The organism is Ruegeria sp. SATB027, from assembly GCF_059613825.1.
Genome location: NZ_JBXWTH010000037.1, coordinates 25389 through 51038, shown reverse-complemented (window position 1 = coordinate 51038; position 25650 = coordinate 25389). Strand labels below are relative to the sequence as shown.

The window sequence follows — 25650 nt, the reverse complement described above, 5'->3', positions numbered from 1 at the left end:
GACCGGTAAAAAACGCAGATGACCCGAGAGCATTGCGCTGTCGGGTCTTTTGTTTTGGTGACGGGGCTGATTGTATTGACCGCAACATCACCCGGATTCTGTACCCTTCTGAGGGTCTGAAGGTCCCCTTCGGGATCCACGGGTGCAAAAAGAACAGGGAAAGACGGGCCGTGGCAGGCGAAGACGTTTCGATGAATATTGTTGGAGTGGTCAGGAACGGCGGGGCCGCGCTGATCGAAAGCATCAACAGGATCGAAGACCTGACCACCCGCTTGCACCGCTATTCCGTGACCATCGCGACAAACGACAACACTGATCGCACAGATCGGGTTTTGTCCGAATTCGCGCGCCGCGACCCGAAAGTGGACCTTGTCCGCATGGACGGTCTGGCCTCCAGACTGCCAGACCGCGTCGAGCGGATTACGGCGGCCAGAAACGCTGTCCTCAACAGGCTGGAAGAACGCGACAGCGGTCACGACCTGACATTGGTGCTTGATCTGAACGGGCCGAATGTCTGTCTGGACGCTCAGACGGTTCTGACGGCTGCACAACGGTCCGTACCACGCTGGGAAGGTGTCTTTGCCAATTCCAAACCGGCCTATTACGATATCTATGCTCTGCGCTGTGCGGGCTGGTGTGACGAAGACGTCTGGCAAAGAATTCGGACAACGCGCAAGCCCCTGTTCGGGCGCCGTAAGTGGCGGAAAGTTCTGCTGAAATCAGCAGTTTTCGACCGCCAGTACCACATTCCGTCCGATATGCCCCTGATACCGGTCGACAGCGCCTTTGGCGGTGCAGGATTGTACAAGACCCGCGCCCTGCGTGGCCTGCGCTATTCCTGCCGGGATGAAAAAGGCGACCTCGTGTGCGAACATGTGATGCTGCACAAACACCTCAGGGACCGGGGCGCGCGGCTGTTCATCGACCCGGCCCTGACAACCATCGCCCCGAATGACGACCTGGGCGAAGGCAGTGGCGCACCTTTCCCGTCACACCTGATCCAGCCCGAAACCGGGGCCGCCTGATCCCTGAGGGCATTTGGAAAGCGCTAGGCCTGACGGGTTTCGTGCTGCAACCTTTGCTGCGCAACAGCCTCGTTCCGCTCGGCCTTCTGCTGATCGATCATGCAGCGTTCGACAAAGCTCAGATGCGTTTCGACGGCCTGACGTGCGGCTGCCGGATCGCGGGCCTGAAGGGCTGCGTTGATAGTGCTGTGCTGGTCCAGAATGGCCTCGCGGGTCGCGCGCTGCCGGAACATTGTTCGTCGGTTATAGAACACACCCTGCACCAGCAGGTCATACATTGACCGCATCATATGCAGCATCACCACATTGTGGCTGGCTTCGATGATGGCCATATGAAACTCGGCATCCAGCTGCGCCTCTTGGTCCGCAGCGTTCCGGTCATGGGCTGCCCGCATCTTGTCATAGATCGTCTGAACAACCTTCAGGTCGCTTTCTGATCCCAGCCGCGCGGCCCGTTCCGCCGCCAGCCCCTCCATGTCGCGGCGAAAGGACAGGTAATCGAATACGGCCTCGTCATGGCTGCTGAACAACCGGATCAGCGCCGGCGAAAAGGCCGAGCCCAAAACCTCGGCCACATAGATCCCGGAGCTGGCTTTTGTTGTCAGCAATCCCTGTTCCTGAAGCTCGGACACCGCATCGCGCAGGGACGGGCGCGACACGCCCATCCGTTCGGCCAACTCACGCTCGGGCGGCAGGCGCTCCCCGGGGCGCAGGATGCCGCGCAGGATCAACAACTCGATCTGGCGAACGACCGCAAGTGACAGTTTCTCCGTCTGAACTTTCTGAAAAGGCATGGTCCGTTCCGAAATTGGTCAACTCATTTGACCATGGACAGGGGGGCTGTTCAAGAATACCCGGTCACATCCGCTGAAATATTAGGTCAGAAGTGTTGACTTTAATTTGAGAAAGCATAGGCTGCGCCGAAATGAGATCGGAGGAGCCTCATGTCCCATCACCCTTTGTTTGCCACCCGGGCTTCCCGGATGAAGGCGTCAGAAATCCGCGAGCTGCTGAAACTGCTCGATCAGCCCGGCATCATTTCCTTTGCCGGTGGCATTCCGGACCCCGCGCTTTTTCCCGCCGAGGCTTTCGCGCAGGCGTTTCAGCAGGCATTGGGACCGGACATGCAGGCGCAGGCGCTGCAATATTCGGTCAGCGAAGGCTATGCCCCCCTGCGCCGGTGGCTGGTGCAGCACATGCGCGAGATCGGAGTGGAATGTGACATGGACAACGTCCTGATCACCTCGGGCTCGCAGCAGGCGCTGGATTATCTGGGCAAGCTGTTCCTGTCCCCCGGCGACACGGCCTTGGTCGGGTGGCCCACTTATCTGGGTGCTCTTGCCGCGTTCAACGCGTATGAGCCGCGCTTTGACCGGCTTAATGGCAACAAGGGGGCCGATGAATTCAGGGCTGCGGCAGGGGATGGCGCCGTGAAATTCGCCTATCTGTCGCCCGATTTTGCCAATCCGACAGGCGAAACCCTGACCCGCCCGGGTCGTGAGGCATTGCTGGACCTGACCGACGAACTGGACTGCGCGTTGATCGAAGACGGCGCCTATCAGGCACTGCGCTATGACGGTGATCCGATCCCGCCGATCCTGGCTTTGGAACAGGCACGAAAGGGATCGATCGAAAACTGCCGGACGATCTATTGTGGCAGCTTCTCGAAAACCCTGTCACCGGGTCTGCGCATGGGGTGGGTGGTTGCGGCCAAGCCGATCATCTCGCAGATGGTTCTGCTGAAACAGGCGGCGGATCTGCATTCGGCGACCATCAACCAGATGGCCGTGCATCAGGTCGCGGAAGCGTGCTTTGACACCCATATCCCGAAAGTGCGCGACACTTACCGCGCGCGCCGTGATGCGATGCTGGATGCGCTGCAACAGCACATGCCCGACGGGGTGGCGTGGACGCCCCCCGAAGGCGGCATGTTCGTCTGGGTGACACTGCCCGCCGGGATCAGTGGGTCTGACCTGCTGGCGCATGCGCTGGATACGGTGAAAGTGGCCTTTGTGCCGGGGCAGGCGTTTTTCCCAGACGGTAGCGGGGCAAACACGATCCGGCTCAGCTTCTCGAACTCGGACGAGGCGACGGTCCGCGAAGGTATCCGCCGGTTAGGCGAAGTTCTGCGCGCCTGACGTCCAGAAAGGTTCTGTTAACCAAATTGCTGCAACTCTGCGGCATGATCCGGTTTCTCGCTCCGCTCCTGCTGGCCGCCTGCGCCGCCGGAACCCCGCATTTCCGCGACGTTCCTGCCACCCGCGTGGCGGTGAACGGCAGTGTGTTCGACGTGCGCGTGCGCGGCGATCTGGCCGAGGCGGTGCGGATCAACGCGCAATACGCACCGCGGCTTGGCCCTGTTCGGGATCGCGCCGCGCTTGCCATGGCGCAGGTTTCGGGCTGCCCGATCCTCGACGTGCTGGGCGACGCTGCTGTCACGGTTGGTGTTCTGGGTTGCGACCGCGAGGCGGGGGAACGGTTGCTGCTGACTGCCGTCTCGACGCCCCGATATGAATGTATCGACTATGGTATCTATGAAAATGTCGGGGGCAGTACCGGGTATCAGGTCTTTGAATGCAGCCCATACTGACATACGCGTATTCCAGCGCATTTCGGCAAGATGTTGTGGATAACTTGCACTGATATCCCATATCCTGCGCAACTGCGTTGACTCGGACCCCATCCCTTGCGCAGACTTTCAATTCATAGGAATCACGGGACACGCGGCCATTGCGTTTCAGCAAGCTCAAACTGACCGGCTTCAAAAGCTTTGTTGATCCGACCGATCTGATCATCGCGGACGGGTTGACCGGTGTGGTGGGTCCGAACGGCTGTGGCAAGTCCAACCTTCTTGAAGCCTTGCGCTGGGTGATGGGGGAAAACCGCCCCAAATCCATGCGCGGCGGCGCGATGGAGGATGTGATCTTTGCCGGTGCCGCCACACGGCCCGCCCGCAATTTCGCCGAAGTTGTCCTGACCATGGACAATTCCGAACGTCTGGCGCCCGCGGGGTTCAACGACACCGACCAGCTTGAAATCGTGCGCCGGATCACCCGCGATGTCGGCAGCGCCTACAAGACCAACGGCAAGGATGTGCGCGCACGCGACGTGCAGATGCTGTTCGCGGATGCCTCGACCGGTGCCCATTCCCCCGCGCTTGTGGGGCAGAACCGCATCGCCGAGCTGATCAGCGCCAAACCCCGCGCCCGCCGTCGCATTCTGGAAGAGGCCGCCGGAATCTCGGGGCTCTATCAACGCCGGCATGAGGCCGAGTTGAAGCTGAAAGCGACCGAGGCCAACCTGACCCGCGTCGATGACGTGCTCGAGCAGTTGGGCGGGCAGCTTGCGCAACTGGCCCGTCAGGCCCGTCAGGCCGCACGCTATCGCGAAATCGGCGAACAGCTGCGTCAGGCCGAGGGAATGCTGCTCTATCGCCGCTGGAAAGAGGCCGACATGGCCCGCCAGCAGGCCGAAGACAAGCTGAGGGACCGGATTTCCGAGGCCTCCCGCGCCGAGGCCGAAGCCCGCGCCGCCGCCGCGAAAAGAGCCGGAATCGAAGAAACCCTGCCCCCCCTGCGCGAGGAAGAGGCCATCGCCGCCGCTGTCCTGCAACGCCAGCAGGTGCAGCGCGATCAACTGACCGATCAGGAAACCCGCGCGCGCCAGACCATTGAAACGCTGACCAGCCGCATCCATCAGCTCGGCAAGGATATCGAACGGGAAACCGGCCTGAACCGCGACGCGGGCCAGATGATCGAAAGGCTGGAATGGGAAGCCCGCGAACTGGCCAAGGCCGCCGAAGGGCATGACGCGAAGGTGGCGGAAGCCGCAGAAATCGCCCGCGAAGCGGCTTCGATCCTTCAGGACCGCGAAGACCACCTGTCGCAGCAGACCGAGGATATGGCGCGTCTTGTCGCCCGTCACCAGTCGGCGCAGCGTCTGGTCGAAGACAGCCGCAAGACGCTGGCCCGCTCTGAGGGGGAAGAGGAAAAAGCCCGGCTGGCCGTGGATGAGGCCAAAACAGCCCTGACCCGTGCCAGCGAGGCGTTCGAAACCGCGCAGGAAAGCGAGGAAGAAGCCCGCGAAGCCGCCGAGGCCGCCGAAGAGGCGCTGGCCGCCGCGGATGAGCTGCGCAATGAAACGCAGGCCCGCGAAGCCGAGGCGCGCGCGCAACGGTCCGAGGCCGAAGGCGAATTGGGTGCAATCCGCGCCGAAACCACCGCGCTTGCCAAGCTGGTGGACCGCGACACGGCCGAGGGCGGGCAGGTGATGGACCTGCTGCGCGTGGAACCGGGTTTTGAGAAGGCGCTGGGTGCTGCGCTTGCCGATGACCTCCGTGCGCCGCTGGTCGAAGGTGACGGCCCGTCCGGCTGGGTTCAGGTGGCAGGTTATGACAGCGATCAACCCTTGCCCGATGGGGTCGACCCGCTGGCGCTGCACGTGTCGAGGCCGGACAGGCTCAGCCGTCGCATCGCGCAGATCGGGCTGGTCGATGCGGATCAGGGCGCGCGGTTGCAGGCGTCGTTGAAGCCGGGCCAGCGTCTTGTGTCCCGCTCGGGCGACCTGTGGCGCTGGGACGGGTTCCGTGCCTGGGCCGAGGATGCGCCAAGTGCGGCGGCGCTGCGGCTGGAGCAGCTCAACAAGCTTGAGGCGCTGAAACAGGAACTGGCCCGCACCGAGGCGCAGGCCGACGGCGCCCGCGCCGCGCATGAAACCCTGTCGCGGCAACTGGCGGACGTGACCGAGGCCGACCGCCGCGCGCGCGAAGCCCGCCGTGCCGCCGATCAGCGCATGGCCGAAACCGCACGCCAGCTCAGCCGCGCCGAGGCGGATCGCAACCTTGCGCAGGGCAAGCTTGAAACACTGGCCCTTGCCGTGGATCGCCACAAAGAAGATGCCATGTCCGCCCGCGTGCAGCTGCGCGAGGCCGAGGCGGCGCTGAACGATCTGGGTGACCTCGACAGCGCCCGCGCCGAGGTTGAGGACATCAAACAGACGGTCGAGGCGGCGCGGATCACCATGCTGACCCACCGCTCGACCCATGATGAGCTGCGCCGTGAAGGCGACGCCCGTACCCGTCGCACGCAGGAGGTCACCAAGGACCTGAGTGGCTGGCGGCACCGTCTGGAAACGGCTGAGAAACGGATTTCGGAACTGGCCGAGCGCAAGGAAAGCTCGGAAGAGGAACTGACCGAGGCCATGGCCGCCCCCGGCGAAATCGCCGAGGCGCGGGAAGAGTTGAACGAGTTGATCGAAGCCGCCGAAGCCCGTCGGGCCGACGCCGCCGACAAGCTGGCCGAAGCAGAAACACAGTTGCGCGAAGTGGTGACGGCCGAGCGTGAGGCGGAACGCCTGGCCTCGGAAGCCCGCGAAAACCGCGCCGCAGCCGAGGCGCGCAGTGACGCAGCAAAGGAAAGCGTGCTTGCGGCAGCAGAACGAATTGCTGAAGACCAGCAACTGACCCCGAACCAGCTGCTGAACCAGCTGGACGTAAACCCCGACCAGATGCCCGCCGCGGATGCGCTGGAGGCCGAAGTGAACCGCCACAAGCGCCAGCGTGACGCCATGGGCGCAGTGAACCTGCGGGCCGAGGAAGACAGCAAGGACGTTCAGGAAGAATTCGACACGCTCAGCAGTGAAAAGGCCGATCTGGAAGAGGCGATCAAAGCCCTGCGCAGCGGCATCTCCAGCCTCAACCGCGAAGGGCGCGAGCGTCTGCTGACCGCTTTTGAACAGGTGAACTCGAACTTCGCGATGTTGTTCAAGCACCTCTTTGGCGGGGGCGAGGCCAATCTGGTCATGGTCGAAAGCGACGACCCGCTGGATGCGGGACTGGAAATCATGTGCCAGCCGCCGGGCAAGAAGCTCTCGACCCTCAGCCTGCTGTCGGGCGGCGAACAGACGCTGACCGCGACCGCGCTGATCTTCGGCGTCTTCCTCGCCAATCCAGCCCCGATCTGTGTGTTGGACGAGGTTGACGCGCCGCTGGACGATGCCAATGTCACCCGTTTCTGTGATCTGCTGGACGAGATGTGCCGCCAGACCGACACCCGTTTCCTGATCATCACCCACCACGCGGTGACCATGGCGCGCATGGATCGTCTGTTCGGCGTCACCATGCAGGAACAGGGCGTCAGCCAGCTGGTTTCGGTCGACCTGAAAAAGGCCGAGCAGATGGTGGCCTGACCGCTCACCGCAACGTTATGATGATTGCAGGCATAACGCGCTACCTTGGCCTCATGACGCGTTTCCTGATCCCCGCCCTCATCGCCGCCACTCCGGTTGTCACCGCTGAATGGCCCGTCAAATCCGGCGATGTCCCGCTGACAGTGGCCGAGCTTGACGCCCTCGCGGGCCAGACGCTGACCTTCTACGATGATGGTCAGGCCAAGTTTTCGGCGGGGGGCGCTTATTCCTATACCTACGCGGGCGGGGGGTCTGCATTCGGAACCTACTCCATCGCCGATGACGGTTCCGTCTGCATCGCGTATCGCAACGGGTTCAGCCGCTGCGACCTGTATGTCCACAGTGGCGAGCGGCTGATCCTGATTGATCAGAAAGGGGATAGGTACCCGGTGCGGCCCAAATAAAGAAGTCACAATTTGGGCCGGCCATGTTGGCAACGGACCAACCTGCGCAGCAATCTGAACCCGCGGCAGACGTCAACGGCTTTGTTGGGGACACCAGCCCAAAAATGCGCGCCCAATGAGGGGCCAGAACCAAACTGTGGGCACCTCGACACAACGCGCTGACGCAAGGCAGGGTAAGTCGCGCCAAAACAGCAGCCGCGGTTGACGAGCCACACACCGCTTCGTTAGTGCAGCAGCGATCCCGTTTCGGCTTTGGGCAAGAGGTGCTGTTTTGGATTTTCAAGTTGCAAGTTTCTGGTTTGGTGCGCCGTTATCTTGCGTTGAAAGAGTATGCATTCAGTCTTTTCTGGATCATGGCTATGTCTTCCACCTGTACGTGCTGGATATGAACATAGATGTTCCCGACGGCGTTGTTGTTCATGACGCCCGCGAAATCTATGCGGATGAAACCACCGAAAACCTGACCGGTGGCCGGAGACGGATGGCGGTCTATTCAGATATCTTCCGGATCCACATGTTGCAAAAAACCGACTATGTGTGGGTTGATCTGGATATCTACTGCGTCCGGCCGCTGGATGTTCCACCGGACTATCTGTTTGGTGTCGTCTGGCGCAACAAGGCGATGAACAATTGCGTGTTGCGCCTTCCCAAGACATCTCTGGCCTTGAAGCTGATCCTGAATTTCCTTGAGTCAGAAGTCCCGATCCCGTTTTGGTTGGGCAGTGACCGCATCGAAAAACTGGTCAAACGCTATGAGGCGGGCGAGACAATCACGCTCTACGATCTTCCGTGGACGACAACCGGCCCAAGTGTGACCCGCTGGGCGCTGGGGGTCACCGGTGAAATCGACCGAGGCCAGCATTGGCATTTGTATTGGCCGCGTCGCGGGTTTCTGGACCCGGTCGAGAACATTGAAGACTACGAACCCGATTGGGCCCGGTTTCACCATTTCCAGGGCGAAACCCGCAGTGGTATTCGCAGCAAATTTGGCGGTATTCCTCCAAAGGGAAGTTACATTGATATTGTCTGTCAAAGACATGGAATTGACCCCAAGAAATATCCGGTCACATAATCAGCGGCGACGGTGCCGATATCGACGAGTAATCTTGGGGGTTCGCGTCATACCGCAGAAGTGCGGGCCGCTGGCTCAGAGTTTTTCCAGCAACTCCATCGTTGGCCACGCATCCGCAGGCAGGCCCAGACGATTCTGTTCGGCCTGCGTTGCATCCCGCGTTCCGGCGCCCAGAATCCCGTCGATCTTGCCCACATCATATCCTTTGGCCTGAAGCTTGGTCTGCAACTGTTTCATCTGTGCGCCATTCAGGCCCTGCGCGGGATTGCCCGCATCATAGATCTGGCCGCCCTCAAGCCGTGTTCCGAAATAAGCGGCGGTCAGAACATAGACAAAGCTCTGGTTCCATTCGAAATAGACGTCGAAATTGGGGTAGGCCAGAAAGGCAGGCCCGTTGCGCCCCTGTGGCAGGATCAGCGAGGCGGGCAGGTTGGCCAAGGACCCGCCGCGCGCCTGAACGCCCATCGCCTGCCATTCCGCCACCGAACGCGGTTTGCCGGGGCCGGACAGGGACCAGTCCATCTGCGCGGGCACGGTGACCTCCTGCAACCAAGGCTCACCCGCGCGCCAGCCCAGATGCGACAGCATCTTGGCCCCCGACATCAGCGCATCAGGGGCCGAGCTTTTCAGGCGGACATGCCCGTCACCGTCACCATCGACGCCGTTTTCCAGTATGTCACGCGGCAGCATCTGCACCATGCCGATCTCTCCGGCCCAAGCCCCGGTGGTGCGGGCCGGGTCGAAATCACCGTTCTGATACAGCTCGATGGCGGCGAAGATCTGCGGTCGGAACAGCTCCGGGCGGCGGCAGTCATGGGCCAGCGTCACCAAGGCGTTGCGGGTGTTGAAGTCGCCTTGAAACGATCCGTAATCGGTTTCAAATGCCCAGAAGGCCAGCAGCACCCCGCGGGAAATGCCATACTCGCGCTCGATCCGATCAAAGACCGCATCGTATTTGCGCGACATCGCTTGCCCGCGTTCGATCCGGTTTTGCGAAATCAGACGACGGGAAAACTCAATAAAGGGCTTCTGAAACACGCCCTGCGCCCGGTCGGCCTTCAGCACGGCGCTGTCCTGCTGCACCCCGTCAAAAAACCCGTTCACCGCTGATTTGTCCAAACCCTGCTGCACGGCTTCGGTCTTCAGCCCTTTGACAAAGGAGTTAAATCCACCGCCACATTGCGCCAGCGCAGGTGAGGTAAACAGGGCGGCGGCGATCAGGCCAGAGAGTATACGCATGAAAGGGTCCGTCAGAATATCAGTTCGGCCCCAACCCACACTGACACGAGCGCAAGCGCAAGCCCCCAAATCCGCCAGAGCATGTCACATGCGCGAAAAACTTCTGATGCACCGATCTCGCGCGGGGCGTCGCCATTGACCCAGGCCAGATCGCGCACCTGCCCGTCATAGCTGCGCGGCCCTGCCAGCGCGACATTCAGGGCGCGGGCCATGGCGGCTTCGGGCCAGCCAGCGTTGGGCGAGATATGACGCCGCGCATCCCGCACCATCTCAACCCAGCGCGACCATTGGCCGGACAGCGCCACGATCATCACGCAGGTCAGGCGGGCAGGGATCAGGTTCAGCAGGTCGTCGAACCGGGCCGCAGCCCAACCAAAATCACGGTACGTTTCGGTGCGATAGCCGATCATGCTGTCGGCGGTGTTCACCGCCTTGTACACCAGCAACCCCGGAAGCCCGGCGACCAGAAACCAGAATGCAGGGGCAATGACCCCGTCGCTCAGGTTTTCAGCCGCGCTTTCGATGGCGGAACGCGCCACCTGTGCCCCGGTCATATCCTGCGTGTCGCGCGAGACGATCATAGCCACCTGCGCCCGCCCGTTTTCCAGCGAGGTTTGCAACCCGTCACCAACCGCGCGGACATGGGCAACCAGCGACTTTTGCGCCAGCAGAATCGCGCAGCCAAGAATTTCAACCACCGGCCCCAGCAGGGACAGACCCCACCCAAGGCCCCATGCGCCGCAGATCAGAAGGGCAAGCACCGCCACCCCCTTCAACCGCCGACCGCGCCCGTGGTTCAGGCGTTTGTCCAGCCATCCGATCAGGTTGCCGATCATCACCGCCGGGTGTTTGACGCGGGACCAGAGCCAGTCGGGCTCTCCCAGAGTGGCGTCCAGGCACATGGCGCAGACCAGCATCAGGGCAGGGCTCACAGCGCGGCCTCCAGCCTGTCCCACCCCTTTTCCGGTGGCAGGCCCAGACGCAGAAAGGTTGTTGAATAAGGAAAGATACGGCTCCAGATATGGGCGCGGGCCAGCCGGTCCTGCCACTCCAAGGCGTCATCAAACCGATACAGACGAAACAGGCTGGTGCCACCGACGATATCTGCGCCCCTGGTCAGCATCAGCGTATCCAGCCGGGTCGCTTCATCCGCCAGCCGCGCGCGCGTGGCATCGGCCCAGTCATCGTCCGACAGGGCTTGCGTTCCAACCCGCAGGGCCGGGCCGGACACCGACCAGGGTCCGGTCAGGTCGTTCAGGCGGTTGATCAACTCAGGCCGCCCGATGGCGAACCCAAGCCGCATCCCGGCCAGCCCCCAGAACTTGCCAAAGCTCTTCAGCACGATCACGCCGGGACGTTCCGCCAGATGGATCAACGATGCCTCTGGAGTGACATCGCAAAAGCTCTCGTCGATCACGGTCAGCGGGGCCGAGACATCGCGTTCCTGCCAGATGCGCCCGTCCGGGTTATTGGGATGCACGATCACGCGGGCGTCAGCCGCGCCCTCAGGCTGAACACGCCATCCCTGCGCTGAAAAGGCGGCGGCGTGTTCGTTATAGGTGGGCGGCGTGATCCGGACACGCCCTGGCGCGGCCAGCGCAGGGATACGAGAGATGACAGCCGATGCACCGGGCGCCGGCAGGATTGCAGCCCCCTGCGGCACGTTCCAGAACCTGCGGGCCGCATCACTCAGCCGTTCAAAGGCACCGTGATCCGGCAATTCGGCCCAATCCCCGGTGGTCAGGCCCGCAACGGCGTAAGGATGCGGATTGATTCCGGTCGACAGATCGATCCAATCTGCACGCGCTCCGCCATACCTGACAATCGCCCTGTCCAGCCCCCCGCCGTGGTCGCGAACTGCGCGGGGGTCCAAGCCGTGATCAAGTGTACTCATCTGCTCTCTCTGCGGGGATTGACCGGTTTCGGGGTGCTTCAAGCGGATTTTTGCCATTTACACAAGCAAATCCGCCCGAACACGCAAGCGTGCGGCTGCTGTTAACACTTTGTTAAGGAAATAACGAGATCACGGACCACGGGGGTCGGCACCACTCACCATACCAAGTGCCGAGGTTGTTGCAAATGAAAGTTCTGATTGTTGAGAGTAACCCCGACCTTGGTCGGGTCTGGAAAAGACATCTGGAGCGGCAAGACGCCGAAGTCACGCTGGTTGACGCTCAGGAGGCCGCCATTCTGGCGCTCTATGGCACGGATTTTGATATCATCGTGCTGGATCTGGTTCTGGAAACCGGAAGCGCATTGGCTGTGGCCGATTTTGCCAGCTATCGCCGCCCCGAGGCACGGGTGATTTTTGTCACCAACACCACCTTCTTTTCCGACGGGTCGATTTTTGCGCACAGTCCCAATGCCTGTGCCTATGTTCAAAGCGAAACGCCGCCAGAGGATCTGGCGGCGATGGTCGAACATTACGCCGCCGGGCGCTGATCGCGCCCATGCGGCTCCATGTAATCCAGCACCGGGTTCACCGGAATGATGCGGTGCGGATTGATGCTGTCATGGCTGTAGTGATAGTGGCGCACGATGTGATCCATGTTCACGGTCTCGGCGACACCGGGCCATTGATACAGCTCACGCGTATAGGCCCATAGGTTTGGATAATCGATCAGGCGCTGCCTGTTGCACTTGAAATGCAGATGATAGACCGGGTCGAAGCGGATCAGGGTTGTGAACAACCGCCAATCGGCCTCGGTGATCCGGTCCCCCATCAGATACCGGTTCCGCGCCAAACGCCCTTCCAGCCAGTCCAGCGTGTCGAACAACGGGCCCACGGCGGCGTCGTAGGCCGCTTGGGAGGTGGCAAAGCCCGACTTGTAGACGCCGTTGTTGACGTCTGAATAGACGCGCGCATTGACCTCCTCGATCTCGTCCCGCATCGCCTCGGGCCAGTAATCGTCCGTATTGCCAGTGATGTCGTTGAAGGCCGAATTGAACATGCGGATGATTTCCGAACTTTCGTTCGAAACAATGGTCTCTTGCGCCTTGTCCCACAGGATCGGCACTGTGACGCGACCGGAATAGGACGGATCCGCCTTGGTATAGACCTGATGTGCATAGCTCAGCCCGTAAAGACGGTCACCCGTGGCACCGTGATCATCCGCCTCAAAGGTCCAGCCGTGATCCAGCATGTCGGGATGCACGACCGAAACCGGAACCAGATCGCTCAGCCCCTTCAACGCGCGAAAGATCAGGGTGCGATGCGCCCAGGGGCAGGCGTGGCTGACATACAGGTGATACCGCCCGGCTTCGGCCCGAAACCCGCTTTTGCCCGACGGCCCCGCGCGGCCATCGGCGGTCAGCCAGTTGCGAAACTGCGCCGCGCTGCGTTTGAATGCGCCACCCGTGGATTTGGTGTCATACCAGGTGTCTTGCCATTTTCCATCGACCAGCAGGCCCATATCTCATCCTCCGCATAGGCGTTTGGCCAAAGATAGGTCCAAGCCCCGCCTGTTCCTATGCATTTGCCCGCGCACAAGACCTGCATGCGCGCACAGGCAATGCTGGGATATCTGTGCAACAAACCGCAGGCACAGCCCGTTGCGTGAACGCGTTCACTGGATTTTTACAACAGTTCCCGCACAATAGAGGTCATTAGCGGGGGAATGATTTAATGAGTACTTATGTTTCAAAGGAAATACGCGCCGAGTTGGACGCCGCCCGAATCGCCACATTGAAAAAGGCCAGTCGCCTTCGTGTCCAGATGGGCGACAATACCTATAAAATTCTCAAATTGTGGAAAGATGGTTTCACGGTTGAGGCGGAAACAACACCGCGCCTGCGCGGGTTGGTCGATATCTATGACGGGGCCAACCTTCTGTATCAATGCCTGATCATTGCCGATCAGGATGAAGGCGGCGAGATGCGGTATGAATTCAAACGCAGCACCGCCGCCCATGACAAGGCACCGCTGGATTTCTACCGCGCCCCGGATGCGCCCATCGCGTTGCTGGGCTACGAAGACTAGGATCGGAGTTCTATCGTAGTACCGGGTTCGGTAAGGGTAACGCCCAACAGGCCGTTAGGCTGGCTATCGCTATGGATTTCGCCATTCAGGTCCGCGCCCGGCCAACAGGCGCGGTCCATCGTAGGGTCAGCCACCGCCTGGATTATTGCAGGTCGCCAAAGGCCCGTTTCAGCCGCGCGCAGGCGTCCTCGACCCGCGCCCGTTGCGTGGCTAGGTTGAACCGTTCAAACGTTTCTCCGCCAGTGCCAAAACCCGGACCTGACGAGGTTGCAATCCGCGCGTCCTCGCGCAATCGGCGGACAAATTCAGCGTGATCCATGCCGGTGCCGGAAAAGTCGACCCAGGCCAGATAAGTCGCTTGCAAGGGCATCGACCACAGGCCCGGAATCTCGGCGATGGTCTGGTCGAACAGACGCCTGTTTCCGTCCAGATGCGCGATCTGGGCATCTGCCCATTCCGCACCGGCCGGGCTGTAGGCGGCGGTGATCATCGCCACACCCAACGCACTGGGGCCATAATCCAGCGTTGTCAGCCGATGCTTCATCGCCTCGCGCAGTTTGGGGTCGGGAATGATCATGTTGCCGGTGCGCTGCCCGGCGATGTTAAAGGTCTTCGATGCCGCCGTCAGCGTCACCGTCCATGGCCGCGCATCTGGGGCCGCCACATCCATCGGCACAAATTTGGCACCGGGATAGACCAGATCGTGGTGGATCTCGTCCGAGACAAGGATCAACCCGTTGCGCTCGGCAAATGCGGCCACAGCGCGCAGTTCCTCTGGCGTCCAGACCCGGCCCGACGGATTCTGCGGCGAACACCACAGCAACATCTTCTCGGACCCGTCCAGCCGCGACTGCGCATCTTCCAGATCAAGGCCATAACTTTCCCCGTCACGCACCAGCGGGCATTCCACAACCCGGCGGCCCGCCTTGTTCACCTTATGGGCAAACTCATGGTAGACAGGGGTGAAGGTCACGATGCGATCGCCCGGCTCGGTCCAGACATCCAGCGACAGGGCGATTGCATTGCCTAAGCCCTGGGTGGTCAGAATCCAATCCGTGTCGATTTCCCAATCGTGGCGGGTTTTCATCCACCACTGGACCGAGGCCAGATACTTCGGGTGCGCCCAGGAATACCCGAACACGCCGTGATCTGCGGCCTTGCGCAACGCGTCAATCACGCAGGGGGCCGTCGGGTAATCTGAATCGGCTGTCCACATGGCCAGCCCGTCCTCGGGCGAGACACCGTACAGCATCTCCATCTTGTCCCATTTGGTACTGTTGGTGCCCCGGCGGTCGATCTGGTCGTTGAAAGTCATGTCTGCTCCATTTTCTCGACCGAAAGCTAACCTCAATTCGGGCAGGTGCAAGGGGGGCGTTGCGGCGCGGGTCACGATGCCCTAAATCAGCCTCATGAAACGTAACATCCTGATCTATCCCGACCCCCGTCTCAAGAAGGTCTGCGCCCCGGTGGCCGACCTCACGGACGACCTGCGCGCACTGGCCGATGACATGCTGGAAACGATGTATGACGCCCCCGGTGTTGGCCTTGCCGCGCCACAGATCGGCGTGCTGGATCGCTTGATCGTGCTGGATTGCGTCAAGGAAGAAGGCGAGGCGCCGCGCCCGCTGATCATGTTCAACCCGCAGGTCATCGCGTCCTCGGAAGAAACCAATGTCTACGAGGAAGGCTGCCTGTCGATCCCTGATCAATACGCCGAGGTGACGCGCCCCAAAGTGGTCGATGTGACATGGATGGACCGCGACGGAAACCTGCAACAAGAAACCTTTGACGGGCTCTGGGCCACCTGCGTTCAGCACGAGATCGATCATTTGGACGGCAAGCTGTTCATCGACTATCTCAAGCCGCTGAAACGGCAGATGATCACCCGCAAGATGCAAAAGCTCAAACGCGAACGGGCCCGTGCATGACCGTTCGTACCTGCCTGCCATGGCCTGACAAACGCCTGCGCACCAAGGCGGATGAGGTGCCTGAGATCACCGATGAGATCCGCGCCATCTGGGACGACATGATCGACACGATGGAGGCGATGCCCGGCGTCGGTCTTGCCGCGCCACAGATCGGGGTGATGCTGCGGCTGGCCGTTGTTGACGGTTCTGCCGAACGGGGTCGGGCCGTGCGTCTAGCAAACCCGGAAATCCTGCACAGTTCGATCGAGCTGCGCGAACATGAAGAGGCCAGCCCGAACCTGCCCGGCGTCTCGGCCACAATCAAACGCCCGCGCGCGGTGACCGTGAAGTTCCTGAACGAACATGGCATGCTGGACCGCCGCGATTTCGTCGGGATCGACGCGACCAGCGTGCAGCACCAGATCGACCACCTGAACGGGCGGATGTATTTCGACCGGCTCAGCAAGGTCAAGCGTGACATGCTGCTGCGCAAGGCCCGCAAACAAACCTGACGTCCGTAGGTCGGGCTTCAGCCCGGCACCCGTCCCAACTGCCGGAGCCAACGATGCGCATCATCTTCATGGGAACCCCTGATTTTTCGGTCCCGGTGCTGGACGCACTCGTCAGGGCCGGGCACGACATCGCCGCCGTCTACTGTCAGCCCCCGCGCCCCGCCGGGCGTGGCAAGAAAGACCGCCCGACGCCGGTTCACGCCCGGGCCGAGGCGCTGGGCCTGCCCGTTCGCCACCCAACCTCTCTGAAATCCGCTGACGAACAGACCGCATTTGCCGCGCTGAACGCCGATATCGCGGTCGTCGTCGCGTATGGCCTGATCCTGCCGCAGCCCATTCTGGACGCGCCGCGACACGGCTGCCTGAACATCCACGCCAGCCTGCTGCCGCGCTGGCGCGGTGCCGCCCCGATCCACCGGGCGATCATGTCCGGCGATGCCGAAACCGGGATCTGTATCATGCAGATGGAGGCCGGTCTGGACACCGGCCCGGTCCTGTTGCGACAGGCAACCGCGATTGAGGTTGAAGAAACCACCGCGCATCTGCATGACCGGCTCTCGGCCATGGGGGCCGCGCTGATCGTCGAGGCGCTGGCCAAGCTGCCGGACCTGATACCCGAACCGCAGCCCGAGGATGGCGTGACCTATGCCGCCAAGATCGACAAGTCCGAGGCCCGCATCGACTGGGCACGCCCGGCGGTCGAGGTCGACAGGCAAATCCGCGGGCTGTCACCCTTTCCCGGCGCATGGACCGAAATGAATGGCGAACGCATCAAGCTGCTGGCATCGCGGCTGGCAGACGGGCAGGGCACAGCGGGTGAGGTTCTGAACGACCACCTGCACGTGGCCTGCGGTCAGGGTGCGGTCGAACTGCTGCGCTTGCAACGGGCGGGCAAAGGCGCGCAGGATAGGGAAACCTTCCTGCGGGGCTGGCCCATTCCCACCGGCACCCGCCTGACCTAGGAGAAGCCCGATGTTCATGGTGATGATGGGGACCGTCGTGATTGCCGGGATCGTCGGATATCTGTCCGAACAGACCGGATTCACCCATAACGGCTATCTTCAGTCGATCATCATCTGCGTGGGCGGGGCGTTCCTGTTCTACTTCATTCGCATCATGTTCGGGATCAGCTTTGGCCCTCCGGGTCTGGATGCGGTGATCTCGTCTATCGGCGCCCTGATCATTGTGCCGACGCATTGGAGGAAATGACATGCCCATCGTCGCCCTGATCATCATCGGCGCTGCCGCGGGGTTTCTCGCCACCCGCCTGATGCGGATTGAGGCGGACATTCCAACCACCATGCTGATCGGTGTCATAGGCGCCCTGATCGGAGGGTTCGTTCTGCGGTTTCTGATAACCGTCATGGGCTGGATGTCGGGCTTTGTGGGCGCGGTTCTGGGCGCATTGCTGGTGATCTGGATCTGGCAGACCTACCTGCGCCGCTGATGTATTCCCATGCTGCGCATTCGGTCCCGGAAACCTTCACTCGACAGATAGTGCAGCAGATCAGCGCTCGTCGCACTCCAGCGCTGAACCAAGCGCCGGGGCGGTTTTTGTGGTCATGTCGAACCGGTTCGCCTCGGCGGCAGTCATCCAGTAGATGCTGTCGGCTGGGGCCGCATACAGCGTGTACCAGTAAAACGCCTCATCCACGCCAATGTCCCTGAAATAATCCAGATAGCGGTCATGTTCCGGGTCATCCTCGGGCAGCTCCGTGGCCACCAGCCCCGACCCGGCCCAGCTGTGCACGCCCACGCAGGCCCCCGGCTGCAAAACACGGCGATGTCCGGCCAGAAACAGATCGGTGCCGCCGCTGGCAACCAGACCGTCCGAGGGCACAACGGTATCGAACCCGGCCTTGCGCACCTCGCGGCTGAAGATGACATTGGCGTCGTCATCCACCGATCCCTCGATATATTGCAGCACCAGCGTGCGCGCTTCGGGATTTTCGGCGGTGACGTCTTCAAAAGCGGACAGCGTCGTTTCGTCAATCGTGCCCGAGGCGATGATCCGGTCACCCTCGGCAACAAAGTGGACAGGCGCATAATATGCGCCGCAGGAGGCCAGCAAAGCCAGTGAGACCGGAATCGATGTAAGTCTGAACGGCATTTGGCCTCCGGGCTGCGCGTTCCAAACAGCTATCAGCCCGCCCCGGTCGCGTCCACCGACAGGTTCAGTTGCGGGGCGGGCGGCTTTTGTAGACGGGCAATTGCCAGCCAAACACCAGCGACCCGGCCCGCAAGGCCCAGCACACAAGGGCGCACAGGCCCAGCACAAAGGCGGGCTCCAGCCCCAGCCTGACCGCAAGTACCGCCGTCAACGCCCCCACAAACGCGCACGAGACGTAAAGTTCGCCCTGTTTCAGCACCAGCGGCACCTCGTTGCAGACCACGTCGCGCATCAGCCCGCCCAGACACCCGGTCGTCACACCCATCAGCACGACGATGATACCGGGCTGATCCAGTGACAGCGCGGCACCGGTTCCGGCCGCAACGGCGACCGACAGCGCGAAACTGTCCAGCCAGACCAGCCAGTTATAGCGGCTTTCCACCAGATGCGCGGTAAAGAACACAAACACCGCCGCCGCGACGGCGATCAGGATGTAATCCGGCTGGCCGACCCAGAAGATCGGGTGCCGGTCCAGCAGCAGGTCGCGTACCGTGCCGCCGCCAACTGCGGTCAGGCAGGCCATGAAGGCAAAACCCACCAGATCCAGCTGCGCCCGGCTGGCCACCAGCGCCCCGGTCAGCGCAAAGATCAGAACCGAGGCATAATCCAGCAGCGTCAGCGCGCTCACGCCTGCGCCTTTTTCGGCTTGAACGGCGCCATGCCTGCGCGGGCCAGTTCATCGGCCTTTTCGTTTTCGGGATGGCCTGCGTGGCCCTTGACCCATTCCCATGTCACATCATGTCGTTCCTGCGCCTCGTCCAGACGCTGCCACAGATCGACATTCTTGACCGGCTTCTTGTTCGAGGTTTTCCAGCCATTCCGCTTCCAGCCGAATATCCAGCCGGTGACGCCGTTCTTCACATAGGCGCTGTCGGTGACAATGGTGATCTTTGACGGGCGCTCCAGCGTCTCAAGCGCGCTGATGGCAGCCAGCAACTCCATCCGGTTGTTGGTGGTCTCGGCCTCGCCGCCGTTCAGTTCCCGCTCTTTCAAAACCCTGTCCCCGTTCATCGCGCGCAGCAGCACACCCCAGCCTCCGGGGCCGGGATTGCCGGAACAGGCGCCATCTGTATAGGCAAACAACTCAGGCATGGGCGAACACCAGAATAAACCCGTCGTACGACCCGGCCAGACCCTTGCCCATCCCTTCGACCGTGCGGTCAATCGTGAACCCGGCCTGGGTCAGCGCCTCTCTTATCTCGGCTTCCGGGTAATAGGTGTAATAGCGGTCCAGATCGTCACGATGCTCGCCCGTGCCCAGCTTCATGCCCAGAAACAGCTGGCCGCCGGGCTTCAGGGCCGTGTGGATCGCTTTCAGGTGACGCGGAAAATCCGCACGCGGCGCGTGCAGCAGGGAAAAACTGGCGTAGACACCATCATATTCGGCGATTTCGGTAACATCGTCGAACGTACCCAGATGCGCGTCCACCCCGTTCCGGCGGGCATGTTCGACAAAGGCGGGGGTGGCATCCAGCGCCCGCACCTTCAGCCCCTGACGCATCAGGAAACCGCTGTCCGATCCGGGGCCTGACCCCAGATCCAGCACATAGCCGCCCGCACCGACCGCATCGACAAAATCCTGACGGGTCTTGAGTTGTTCGGCTGGCAGAGGAATGGCCAGATATTCGTTTACTCTGTTCGTATAGGCATCAATCGTGCGTTTGTCGCTCACAGGTACACTCCTACGGCTAGGCTGGCCAGAACGATTGCGGTCAGCAGGATACGCAGCTGCATCCACCAGACCGGCGTCAGCCGCCAGTATGAAAACAGGGCGTCCAGCAGCAGCAAGCCGGTGAACCCGTAGATCAGATTGGTGCCTGCAGTGATCGGCCCGCCGCCTGTCATGGCAAAGGCCCACAGCGCAGGCAGGACCGACAGCCCATAACACAGCGCCGCCTTGCTGCCCGAGGTCTTGGTGGCAAAGCCCCACAGCACACCTGACATAAAGCTCAGGATGACCGAGCCATAGAACAGCTGCACATAAGGGCCAACAAAGCGTGGGCCAAAGCTGCGCGCGCCCCAGGCGTTCAGATCACCGTTCAGATAGGTCAGCGCGCCCCAGACAAACGGGACCAGTCCCGCCAGCCCCAGATAGAGCGGCGCCTTCGGCACGCCGATCACGCCGGTTGCCTCAACACGCGCGGTACTTTGAACTCGACGTTTTCGGTTGCGGTCTCGACCGGCTCGACAGTGACATCGTAATGGTCGCGGAAGGCGTCGATCACCTCGTTCACCAGCAATTCCGGGGCCGATGCGCCTGCGGTCACCGCAACGCTTTTGATGCCCTGCAAAGCGCGCCAGTCGATCTCGGTCGCACGCTGGACCAGCTGTGCATATTTGCACCCCTCGCGTGATGCGACCTCGACCAGACGGCGGGAGTTTGACGAGTTCGGAGCCCCCACAACCAGCAGCGCATCGGCCTTGGGGGCCACGGCCTTCACGGCCTCCTGCCGGTTGGTCGTGGCATAGCAAATGTCTTCCTTATGCGGCCCGACAATGGCCGGGAACCGGGCCTGAAGGGCTGCGATGATGTCCTTGGTGTCATCCACCGACAGGGTGGTCTGGGTGACAAAGGCCAGCGCGTCGGGGTCGCGCACCTGCACGGTGGCCACATCCTCGACCGTTTCGACCAGCAGCACATCACCCTCGGGCAGCTGTCCCATGGTGCCAACGGTTTCGGGATGGCCCTTGTGGCCGATCATGATCATCTGCAATCCCGCATCCGCATGGCGCTGCGCCTCGACATGAACCTTCGACACCAGCGGACAGGTGGCATCCACATAGATCATCTCACGCTGCGCGGCTTCGGCTGGTACCGATTTCGGAACACCATGGGCGGAAAAGATCACCGGGCGGTCATCGGGGCATTCATGCAGTTCTTCGACAAACACAGCCCCTTGGGCCCGCAACCCGTCGACCACGAATTTGTTATGCACGATCTCGTGGCGCACATAGACCGGTGCCCCCCATTTCTGCAGGGCCATTTCAACGATCTTGATGGCGCGGTCCACACCGGCGCAGAACCCACGGGGGGCGGCCAGATAAAGTGTCAGTGGCGGCTTGGTCATTCGGCTGTCTCCTTAGGGCACAGGTAAGTCTTTTCCCGGCCTTGGTCCAGACAGGACATTGTCATTCATCTGACACGAATCGTTGTTAGTCAGAGGATGTTTCAGCACCAATCCTTAGTTAAAGAAGCGCGGCCAGGACTCCGGTCCTGACCGCGCGAATTTTTCCCATCAACAGGCAGTGGTGCCGGATCAGCTGCCGCCTGCAACCGCGACGCTGCGATGCTCTGCCGGCATTTCACGCGGCGGGCGACCGATCACGTCACGCAGGTCTTCCAGCTCGATGAAGTTGTCGGCCTGACGGCGCAGCTCGTCCGAAATCATCGGCGGCTGGCTGCGGATCGTTGACACGACCGACACGCGAACGCCCTGACGTTGCAGGCTGGCGATCAGCGGGCGGAAATCCCCGTCACCCGAGAACAGCACGATATGATCCACACGTGGTGCCAGTTCCATGGCATCGACAGTCAGCTCGATATCCATGTTTCCTTTGACTTTCCGACGCCCCATGCTGTCGGTGTATTCCTTGGCCGGTTTTGTGACCATGGTGAAGCCGTTGTAATGAAGCCAGTCAACCAATGGGCGGATCGGTGAATACTCGTCGTTTTCAAGCAGCGCTGTATAGTAGAAAGCCCGAAGCAACTTGCCACGGCGCATGAATTCCTGCCGCAGAAGTTTGTAGTCTATGTCAAAACCGAGTGCTTTTGCAGCGGCATAAAGATTCGAGCCGTCGATGAACAGCGCTAGCCGTTCGTCCTTATAAAACATAAATAGGTCCTTCCGGTATAATCCAGACTGCGCCGCGTTACGTGAGTGAGTGGGTGTTTTACAAATTGACGCAATCTGGTGAGCTTATAATTAGAAGTTTTGTTGCTTATCGCAAGTATGCAATGTGTCGAATATAGGGTAGCATATGTACAATTCTTTGCCAAATGCGGTTGTGGCATTGGGCGCAAATCTCGATCTGAGAGGAAATGGGCCCGCTGTAACGCTACAGCGCGCAATTGACGCACTTTCGCAACAGGGCGTAGTGATTCGCTCTGCCAGCCGGTTTTTTGCGACACCCTGCTTCCCCGCGGGCGCTGGTCCGGACTACGTGAATGCGGCTGTGCTGATCGAAACCGACAAATCCCCGTCCCAGCTTTTGCGCGTACTGCACGAGGTTGAACACCAGTTCGGTCGTGAACGGGTGCAGCGCTGGGGAATGCGGACGCTGGATCTGGATCTTGTGTGCTATGGTGATCAGATACTGCCCGACCGCGCCCTGTTCGACCGCTGGCTGACCCTGCCGCCCGAGGCACAGCGGCAAGAGGCACCGGATCAGCTGATCCTGCCGCATCCGCGCCTTCAGGACCGCGCCTTTGTGCTTGTGCCGATGGCGGATATTGTGCCCGACTGGCGCCACCCCGTGCTTGATCGAACGGTTTCCCAGATGGTCGACGACCTGCCCCCGTCCGAGGTTGCGGCGGTTACGCCGCTGTGATCCCTGCAAATGCAGCATTTCCTGCTTGTCAAGGCGCGGAATCGCGCTTAGATAAACCCCTTCCTGACATGGACTCAGAAACGGAGAGCGCCCAATGGCCCGCGTGACGGTTGAAGATTGCGTAGACAAGGTTCCAAACCGGTTCGAACTGGTAATGCTGGCCGCCCATCGGGCGCGCGAGATTTCTGCCGGTGCCGCGATTACCGTTGACCGCGACAACGACAAGAACCCTGTCGTGTCCCTGCGCGAAATCGCCGACGAGGCCCAAGGCGCGGACGCCCTGCGCGAACGCCTGATCGAGGCCAACCAGACCCAGATCGAGGTTGATGAGCCGGAAGAAGATCAGATGGCGCTGCTGATGGGTGCCGAGTCGGACAAGCCTGCGATGGACGACATGTCCGAAGAAAAGCTCCTGCGCGCTCTGATGGAGGCTCAAGGGCAGGGGTAAGCTCCAAAGACGAAGGTGCGGACCGGATGATTTCTGCTGACGATCTGATTGCGCTGGTCCGCAACTACAATCCCAAGACGAATGCTGAACGTATCGCGCTGGCCTATGAGTTTGGCCAGCAGATGCACGAAGGGCAATTCCGCCACTCTGGCGAGCCCTACTTTACCCACCCTGTTGCCGTTGCCGCCATCCTGACCGAACAGCGTCTGGATGATGCGACGATCATCACCGCATTGCTGCATGACACGATCGAAGACACCAAGGCCAATTACGGCAAGGTGTCCGATCTGTTCGGGGATGAGGTCGCCAAGCTGGTCGACGGCGTCACCAAGCTGACCAACCTGCAACTGTCCAGCCGCGAAACCAAGCAGGCCGAGAATTTCCGCAAGCTGTTCATGGCCATGTCCAAGGACCTGCGGGTCATTCTGGTCAAGCTGGCCGACCGTCTGCACAACATGCGCACGATCAAGGCGATGCGGCCCGAAAAGCAGGTTCAGAAAGCGCGCGAGACGATGGATATCTACGCGCCGCTTGCGGGCCGCATGGGGATGCAATGGATGCGCGAGGAGCTCGAAGACCTCGCGTTTCGCGTCCTGAACCCCGAAGGCCGCCAGTCGATCATCCGTCGCTTTATCACGCTGCAACGTGAAACCGGCGATGTGATCCACCGCATCACCGGCGACATGCGTCACGAGCTGGAAAAGGCGGGCATCGAGGCCGAAGTCTTTGGCCGCGCCAAGAAACCCTATTCGATCTGGCGCAAGATGCAGGAAAAGGATCAGGGCTTCTCGCGCCTGTCCGACATCTACGGGTTCCGCATCATCACCCAGACGGAAGAAGACTGCTATCGCACGCTTGGGGCCATCCATCAGCGCTGGCGCGCGGTGCCGGGTCGGTTCAAGGATTATATCAGCCAGCCGAAATCGAACGGCTACCGTTCAATCCACACCACCGTTTCAGGCCGCGATGGCAAACGGGTCGAAGTTCAGATCCGCACCCGCCAGATGCACGATGTGGCCGAAACCGGCGTTGCGGCGCACTGGTCCTACCGGGACGGGGTGCGCACGGAAAACCCCTTTGCCGTCGACCCGGCGAAATGGATATCCAACCTGACCGAGCAATTCGACAACGAGGATGATCACGAAGATTTCCTCGAAGCCGTCAAGCTCGAGATGTATTCGGACCAGGTCTTCTGCTTCACCCCCAAGGGCGACGTGGTGAAACTGCCGCGCGGTGCGACCCCGATCGATTTCGCCTATGCCATCCACACCCGGATCGGCCATGCCTGTGTGGGGGCCAAGGTCGATGGCATTCGCGTGCCGCTCTGGACGCGGATGAAGAACGGCCAGTCGGTCGATATCATCACCGCTGACGGGCAGACACCGCAGGTCACATGGCTTGAGATCGCTGTCACCGGCAAGGCCCGTACCGCCATCCGCCGCGCCCTGCGCGAAGTGGATCGCGAACGGTTCATCAAGCTGGGCAAGGAACTGGCGCGCTCGGGCTTTGACCATGTGGGGCGCAAGGCCACCGACAAGGCGCTTGATACTGCCGCCAAGCACCTGCGCCTGAAAGACCGGCATGAATTGCTGGCCCGTCTGGGCAGTGCCGAATTGACCGCTCATGAGGTGGTTCAGGCCGTCTATCCCGAACTGGCTCAGGATGACGGCGACGCCATTCCGCTGCGGCGCGCCGTGATCGGTCTTGAACCCGGCCAGAAATTCGACCGCGCGCCCTGCTGCCAGCCGCTGCCGGGCGAACGGATCGTCGGCATCACCTACCGGGGCAAGGGTGTTGTGGTGCACGCGATCGACTGCGACAAGCTCAGCCAATATGAAAGCGAACCGGAACGCTGGGTCGATCTGCACTGGCATTCGGGTACGCACCCGGCCGTCTATGGGGCGACACTGGATCTGACCATCGGCAACGATGCCGGGGTTCTGGGGCGCATTTGCACATTGATCGGCGAGAAAAAGGCCAATATCTCGAACCTGGAATTTGTGGACCGCAAACCGGATTTTTACCGCCTGCTGATCAATGTCGAACTGCGCGACCTTGAACAGTTGCATTCGCTGATGCTGATGCTTGAGGCTGAAAGCGATGTTGCAGCGGTCGAGCGTTATCGGGACCGGACCAAAACCGCGACCGCGGCTGGCTGAG

Annotated in this window: 29 protein-coding genes; 16 read left to right on the top strand and 13 right to left on the bottom strand. The window is 61.3% G+C overall.

Going from position 1 to position 25650, the window contains the following annotated elements; translation table 11 throughout:
- Positions 1 to 191 precede the first annotated feature (191 nt).
- Positions 192 to 1025, top strand: a complete 834-nt coding sequence (locus AC2FPW_RS09720) for a hypothetical protein (RefSeq protein WP_480586449.1) — start codon at positions 192 to 194, stop codon at positions 1023 to 1025.
- A gap of 23 nt (positions 1026 to 1048) precedes the next feature.
- Here AC2FPW_RS09720 and AC2FPW_RS09715 read toward each other — a convergent pair whose 3' ends face one another.
- The gene (locus AC2FPW_RS09715) at positions 1049 to 1819 is read right to left on the bottom strand and encodes an FCD domain-containing protein (RefSeq protein WP_496813503.1); all 771 of its coding nucleotides are present in this window, start codon (positions 1817 to 1819) and stop codon (positions 1049 to 1051) included.
- Between the two features lie 150 nt (positions 1820 to 1969).
- Between AC2FPW_RS09715 and AC2FPW_RS09710 the strand changes: the two genes are divergently transcribed.
- The 5 genes from AC2FPW_RS09710 to AC2FPW_RS09690 all read left to right on the top strand — a co-directional run bounded on the left by AC2FPW_RS09710 (position 1970) and on the right by AC2FPW_RS09690 (position 8687).
- Entirely contained in the window at positions 1970 to 3163 is a 1194-nt protein-coding gene (locus AC2FPW_RS09710; RefSeq protein WP_496813502.1) for an aminotransferase-like domain-containing protein, read from the top strand.
- A 44-nt stretch (positions 3164 to 3207) separates the two neighbouring features.
- Positions 3208 to 3615, top strand: coding sequence for a hypothetical protein (locus tag AC2FPW_RS09705; protein ID WP_480586442.1), 408 nt, complete (start codon positions 3208 to 3210; stop codon positions 3613 to 3615).
- A gap of 140 nt (positions 3616 to 3755) precedes the next feature.
- Positions 3756 to 7211, top strand: coding sequence for a chromosome segregation SMC family protein (locus AC2FPW_RS09700; RefSeq protein ID WP_496813500.1), 3456 nt, complete (start codon positions 3756 to 3758; stop codon positions 7209 to 7211).
- A gap of 20 nt (positions 7212 to 7231) precedes the next feature.
- Positions 7232 to 7615 carry a hypothetical protein gene (locus AC2FPW_RS09695; protein ID WP_496813499.1) on the top strand — a complete coding sequence of 128 codons (384 nt, stop codon included), beginning with the start codon at positions 7232 to 7234 and terminating at the stop codon, positions 7613 to 7615.
- A 271-nt stretch (positions 7616 to 7886) separates the two neighbouring features.
- Positions 7887 to 8687, top strand: a complete 801-nt coding sequence (locus AC2FPW_RS09690) for a hypothetical protein (RefSeq protein WP_496813498.1) — start codon at positions 7887 to 7889, stop codon at positions 8685 to 8687.
- A 75-nt stretch (positions 8688 to 8762) separates the two neighbouring features.
- Here the strand turns inward: AC2FPW_RS09690 and AC2FPW_RS09685 are convergent, their stop codons facing one another.
- The 3 genes from AC2FPW_RS09685 to cobD are packed head-to-tail and all read right to left on the bottom strand — an operon-like array spanning position 8763 to position 11820.
- Positions 8763 to 9926, bottom strand: a complete 1164-nt coding sequence (locus AC2FPW_RS09685) for a lytic murein transglycosylase (RefSeq protein ID WP_496813496.1) — start codon at positions 9924 to 9926, stop codon at positions 8763 to 8765.
- 11 nt (positions 9927 to 9937) lie between these two features.
- The gene (cbiB, locus tag AC2FPW_RS09680; RefSeq protein WP_496813495.1) at positions 9938 to 10858 is read right to left on the bottom strand and encodes an adenosylcobinamide-phosphate synthase CbiB; all 921 of its coding nucleotides are present in this window, start codon (positions 10856 to 10858) and stop codon (positions 9938 to 9940) included.
- On the bottom strand, positions 10855 to 11820 hold the full coding sequence (cobD, locus tag AC2FPW_RS09675) for a threonine-phosphate decarboxylase CobD (protein WP_496813494.1): 966 nt from the start codon (positions 11818 to 11820) through the stop codon (positions 10855 to 10857). The genes cbiB and cobD overlap by 4 nt, the downstream gene beginning before the upstream one ends.
- A 185-nt stretch (positions 11821 to 12005) precedes the next feature.
- Between cobD and AC2FPW_RS09670 the strand changes: the two genes are divergently transcribed.
- On the top strand, positions 12006 to 12368 hold the full coding sequence (locus AC2FPW_RS09670; protein ID WP_209506176.1) for a response regulator transcription factor: 363 nt from the start codon (positions 12006 to 12008) through the stop codon (positions 12366 to 12368).
- On the opposite strand, the gene AC2FPW_RS09665 is transcribed toward AC2FPW_RS09670, so the two are convergent.
- Entirely contained in the window at positions 12350 to 13339 is a 990-nt protein-coding gene (locus AC2FPW_RS09665; protein ID WP_496813493.1) for a glutathione S-transferase family protein, read from the bottom strand. The two genes, AC2FPW_RS09670 and AC2FPW_RS09665, sit on opposite strands and share 19 nt — an antisense overlap.
- A gap of 212 nt (positions 13340 to 13551) precedes the next feature.
- Here AC2FPW_RS09665 and AC2FPW_RS09660 point away from each other — a divergent pair, with 212 nt between their 5' ends.
- Positions 13552 to 13905, top strand: coding sequence for a hypothetical protein (locus tag AC2FPW_RS09660; RefSeq protein WP_209506181.1), 354 nt, complete (start codon positions 13552 to 13554; stop codon positions 13903 to 13905).
- 142 nt (positions 13906 to 14047) lie between these two features.
- Here the strand turns inward: AC2FPW_RS09660 and AC2FPW_RS09655 are convergent, their stop codons facing one another.
- Complete coding sequence (locus AC2FPW_RS09655; RefSeq protein WP_496813492.1) at positions 14048 to 15220, bottom strand: MalY/PatB family protein; 1173 nt, start codon at positions 15218 to 15220, stop codon at positions 14048 to 14050.
- 94 nt (positions 15221 to 15314) lie between these two features.
- Between AC2FPW_RS09655 and def (AC2FPW_RS09650) the strand changes: the two genes are divergently transcribed.
- Genes def (AC2FPW_RS09650) through AC2FPW_RS09630 form a run of 5 tightly spaced genes read left to right on the top strand, consistent with a single transcriptional unit; the run spans position 15315 to position 17771 of the window.
- Positions 15315 to 15833: a peptide deformylase gene (gene def / locus AC2FPW_RS09650; protein ID WP_267364061.1), complete on the top strand. Its 519-nt coding sequence runs from the start codon at positions 15315 to 15317 to the stop codon at positions 15831 to 15833.
- Positions 15830 to 16324, top strand: coding sequence for a peptide deformylase (def, locus tag AC2FPW_RS09645; protein WP_480586415.1), 495 nt, complete (start codon positions 15830 to 15832; stop codon positions 16322 to 16324). Before def (AC2FPW_RS09650) ends, def (AC2FPW_RS09645) begins: the two co-directional genes overlap by 4 nt.
- Positions 16325 to 16377: 53 nt before the next feature.
- Positions 16378 to 17286: a methionyl-tRNA formyltransferase gene (gene fmt, locus AC2FPW_RS09640; RefSeq protein ID WP_496813491.1), complete on the top strand. Its 909-nt coding sequence runs from the start codon at positions 16378 to 16380 to the stop codon at positions 17284 to 17286.
- 10 nt (positions 17287 to 17296) lie between these two features.
- The gene (locus AC2FPW_RS09635) at positions 17297 to 17533 is read left to right on the top strand and encodes a hypothetical protein (protein ID WP_267364066.1); all 237 of its coding nucleotides are present in this window, start codon (positions 17297 to 17299) and stop codon (positions 17531 to 17533) included.
- 1 nt (position 17534) lies between these two features.
- The gene (locus AC2FPW_RS09630) at positions 17535 to 17771 is read left to right on the top strand and encodes a GlsB/YeaQ/YmgE family stress response membrane protein (RefSeq protein ID WP_267364067.1); all 237 of its coding nucleotides are present in this window, start codon (positions 17535 to 17537) and stop codon (positions 17769 to 17771) included.
- A gap of 60 nt (positions 17772 to 17831) precedes the next feature.
- Here the strand turns inward: AC2FPW_RS09630 and AC2FPW_RS09625 are convergent, their stop codons facing one another.
- The 7 genes from AC2FPW_RS09625 to AC2FPW_RS09595 all read right to left on the bottom strand — a co-directional run bounded on the left by AC2FPW_RS09625 (position 17832) and on the right by AC2FPW_RS09595 (position 22327).
- Positions 17832 to 18434 carry a COG3904 family protein gene (locus tag AC2FPW_RS09625; protein ID WP_496813490.1) on the bottom strand — a complete coding sequence of 201 codons (603 nt, stop codon included), beginning with the start codon at positions 18432 to 18434 and terminating at the stop codon, positions 17832 to 17834.
- A 64-nt stretch (positions 18435 to 18498) separates the two neighbouring features.
- The gene (locus AC2FPW_RS09620; RefSeq protein ID WP_267364069.1) at positions 18499 to 19122 is read right to left on the bottom strand and encodes a trimeric intracellular cation channel family protein; all 624 of its coding nucleotides are present in this window, start codon (positions 19120 to 19122) and stop codon (positions 18499 to 18501) included.
- Positions 19119 to 19586, bottom strand: coding sequence for a ribonuclease HI (rnhA, locus tag AC2FPW_RS09615; RefSeq protein ID WP_496813489.1), 468 nt, complete (start codon positions 19584 to 19586; stop codon positions 19119 to 19121). The genes AC2FPW_RS09620 and rnhA overlap by 4 nt, the downstream gene beginning before the upstream one ends.
- A complete protein-coding gene (locus tag AC2FPW_RS09610; RefSeq protein WP_496813488.1) occupies positions 19579 to 20166 on the bottom strand; it encodes a class I SAM-dependent methyltransferase in 588 nt (195 codons plus the stop codon). Before AC2FPW_RS09610 ends, rnhA begins: the two co-directional genes overlap by 8 nt.
- Positions 20163 to 20615, bottom strand: coding sequence for a DUF3429 domain-containing protein (locus AC2FPW_RS09605; protein WP_480911315.1), 453 nt, complete (start codon positions 20613 to 20615; stop codon positions 20163 to 20165). Before AC2FPW_RS09605 ends, AC2FPW_RS09610 begins: the two co-directional genes overlap by 4 nt.
- Positions 20612 to 21562: a 4-hydroxy-3-methylbut-2-enyl diphosphate reductase gene (gene ispH / locus AC2FPW_RS09600; protein ID WP_496813487.1), complete on the bottom strand. Its 951-nt coding sequence runs from the start codon at positions 21560 to 21562 to the stop codon at positions 20612 to 20614. Before ispH ends, AC2FPW_RS09605 begins: the two co-directional genes overlap by 4 nt.
- Before the next feature lie 189 nt (positions 21563 to 21751).
- A complete protein-coding gene (locus AC2FPW_RS09595; protein ID WP_209506211.1) occupies positions 21752 to 22327 on the bottom strand; it encodes a LabA-like NYN domain-containing protein in 576 nt (191 codons plus the stop codon).
- Between the two features lie 145 nt (positions 22328 to 22472).
- Between AC2FPW_RS09595 and folK the strand changes: the two genes are divergently transcribed.
- The 3 genes from folK to AC2FPW_RS09580 all read left to right on the top strand — a co-directional run bounded on the left by folK (position 22473) and on the right by AC2FPW_RS09580 (position 25649).
- Entirely contained in the window at positions 22473 to 23042 is a 570-nt protein-coding gene (folK, locus tag AC2FPW_RS09590; RefSeq protein ID WP_496813486.1) for a 2-amino-4-hydroxy-6-hydroxymethyldihydropteridine diphosphokinase, read from the top strand.
- Positions 23043 to 23136: 94 nt separating this feature from the next.
- Entirely contained in the window at positions 23137 to 23490 is a 354-nt protein-coding gene (rpoZ, locus tag AC2FPW_RS09585) for a DNA-directed RNA polymerase subunit omega (RefSeq protein WP_496813485.1), read from the top strand.
- A gap of 26 nt (positions 23491 to 23516) precedes the next feature.
- Entirely contained in the window at positions 23517 to 25649 is a 2133-nt protein-coding gene (locus AC2FPW_RS09580) for a RelA/SpoT family protein (RefSeq protein ID WP_267364077.1), read from the top strand.
- Position 25650: the final 1 nt, after the last annotated feature.

Coding starts and splice junctions, on each gene's coding strand:
- AC2FPW_RS09720 (WP_480586449.1), top strand. CDS start 192: ATGAATATTGTTGGAGTGGTCAGGAACGGCGGGGCCGCGCTGATCGAA.
- AC2FPW_RS09715 (WP_496813503.1), bottom strand. CDS start 1,819: ATGCCTTTTCAGAAAGTTCAGACGGAGAAACTGTCACTTGCGGTCGTT.
- AC2FPW_RS09710 (WP_496813502.1), top strand. CDS start 1,970: ATGTCCCATCACCCTTTGTTTGCCACCCGGGCTTCCCGGATGAAGGCG.
- AC2FPW_RS09705 (WP_480586442.1), top strand. CDS start 3,208: ATGATCCGGTTTCTCGCTCCGCTCCTGCTGGCCGCCTGCGCCGCCGGA.
- AC2FPW_RS09695 (WP_496813499.1), top strand. CDS start 7,232: ATGATTGCAGGCATAACGCGCTACCTTGGCCTCATGACGCGTTTCCTG.
- AC2FPW_RS09685 (WP_496813496.1), bottom strand. CDS start 9,926: ATGCGTATACTCTCTGGCCTGATCGCCGCCGCCCTGTTTACCTCACCT.
- cobD (WP_496813494.1), bottom strand. CDS start 11,820: ATGAGTACACTTGATCACGGCTTGGACCCCCGCGCAGTTCGCGACCAC.
- AC2FPW_RS09670 (WP_209506176.1), top strand. CDS start 12,006: ATGAAAGTTCTGATTGTTGAGAGTAACCCCGACCTTGGTCGGGTCTGG.
- AC2FPW_RS09665 (WP_496813493.1), bottom strand. CDS start 13,339: ATGGGCCTGCTGGTCGATGGAAAATGGCAAGACACCTGGTATGACACC.
- AC2FPW_RS09660 (WP_209506181.1), top strand. CDS start 13,552: ATGAGTACTTATGTTTCAAAGGAAATACGCGCCGAGTTGGACGCCGCC.
- AC2FPW_RS09655 (WP_496813492.1), bottom strand. CDS start 15,220: ATGACTTTCAACGACCAGATCGACCGCCGGGGCACCAACAGTACCAAA.
- def (WP_267364061.1), top strand. CDS start 15,315: ATGAAACGTAACATCCTGATCTATCCCGACCCCCGTCTCAAGAAGGTC.
- def (WP_480586415.1), top strand. CDS start 15,830: ATGACCGTTCGTACCTGCCTGCCATGGCCTGACAAACGCCTGCGCACC.
- fmt (WP_496813491.1), top strand. CDS start 16,378: ATGCGCATCATCTTCATGGGAACCCCTGATTTTTCGGTCCCGGTGCTG.
- AC2FPW_RS09635 (WP_267364066.1), top strand. CDS start 17,297: ATGTTCATGGTGATGATGGGGACCGTCGTGATTGCCGGGATCGTCGGA.
- AC2FPW_RS09630 (WP_267364067.1), top strand. CDS start 17,535: ATGCCCATCGTCGCCCTGATCATCATCGGCGCTGCCGCGGGGTTTCTC.
- AC2FPW_RS09625 (WP_496813490.1), bottom strand. CDS start 18,434: ATGCCGTTCAGACTTACATCGATTCCGGTCTCACTGGCTTTGCTGGCC.
- rnhA (WP_496813489.1), bottom strand. CDS start 19,586: ATGCCTGAGTTGTTTGCCTATACAGATGGCGCCTGTTCCGGCAATCCC.
- ispH (WP_496813487.1), bottom strand. CDS start 21,562: ATGACCAAGCCGCCACTGACACTTTATCTGGCCGCCCCCCGTGGGTTC.
- AC2FPW_RS09595 (WP_209506211.1), bottom strand. CDS start 22,327: ATGTTTTATAAGGACGAACGGCTAGCGCTGTTCATCGACGGCTCGAAT.
- folK (WP_496813486.1), top strand. CDS start 22,473: ATGTACAATTCTTTGCCAAATGCGGTTGTGGCATTGGGCGCAAATCTC.
- rpoZ (WP_496813485.1), top strand. CDS start 23,137: ATGGCCCGCGTGACGGTTGAAGATTGCGTAGACAAGGTTCCAAACCGG.
- AC2FPW_RS09580 (WP_267364077.1), top strand. CDS start 23,517: ATGATTTCTGCTGACGATCTGATTGCGCTGGTCCGCAACTACAATCCC.